The organism is Nonomuraea sp. B10E15, assembly GCF_039871615.1.
Lineage (GTDB): Bacteria > Actinomycetota > Actinomycetes > Streptosporangiales > Streptosporangiaceae > Nonomuraea.
Genome location: NZ_JBDPMB010000071.1, coordinates 1 through 636, shown reverse-complemented (window position 1 = coordinate 636; position 636 = coordinate 1). Strand labels below are relative to the sequence as shown.

Genomic DNA, 636 nt, shown 5'->3' with positions numbered 1-636 from the left:
CTGTCAGCCAACCGGGACCCGGCGGCATTCAAGAACCCGGCCGAACTGGACATCGAGCGCGGAGCCCGCCACCACCTCGCCTTCGGATACGGCCCGCACCAGTGCCTCGGCCAGAACCTCGCCAGGATGGAACTGCAGATCGTCTTCGACACCTTGTTCCGCCGCATCCCTGCCCTGCGGCTCGCCGCACCGACGCAGGACGTTCCGTTCAAGAACGACGCCGTCGTCTACGGCGCCCACGAACTCCCGGTCACCTGGTGAACAGGACATGCGTCGGCTTCGGCGGATGCGTCCTGACCGAGCCAGGCCGTGTCGGGATGTACGTCACGATCACTGGTCCGTGACCGGCATGAACCCTGGACGCCGGCAGCTTCAACGGCGACCAGCCAGCCAGAACCCGTCTCGAAGGGAGGTGTGGGCGATGCGACGCGATCCCATCTGGAGCTGATGAGGTGATCCCGCGGTGGAGTGGTGGCGTCTGCAACGAGGCGGGAGAACCATCACCCACCGCGGGGAGCCGGTGCCCGCCCGCGCGGGTTTTCCGGAGCGTGGCGGGACCTGCCGCGGTGCGGGTTCGTCGAGGGCGGCCAGGACAGTCGAGTCGGACCGGACGGGATCGATGTACGCCAAAGTGCT

At 67.6% G+C, this 636-nt stretch carries 1 protein-coding gene; it reads left to right on the top strand.

Features of this window, described 5'->3' with window-relative positions; all coding sequences use genetic code 11:
* Positions 1 to 261: cytochrome P450 (locus ABGB14_RS50015; protein WP_347650964.1), on the top strand; the 261-nt coding region annotated here is incomplete at its 5' end.
* Positions 262 to 636: the final 375 nt, after the last annotated feature.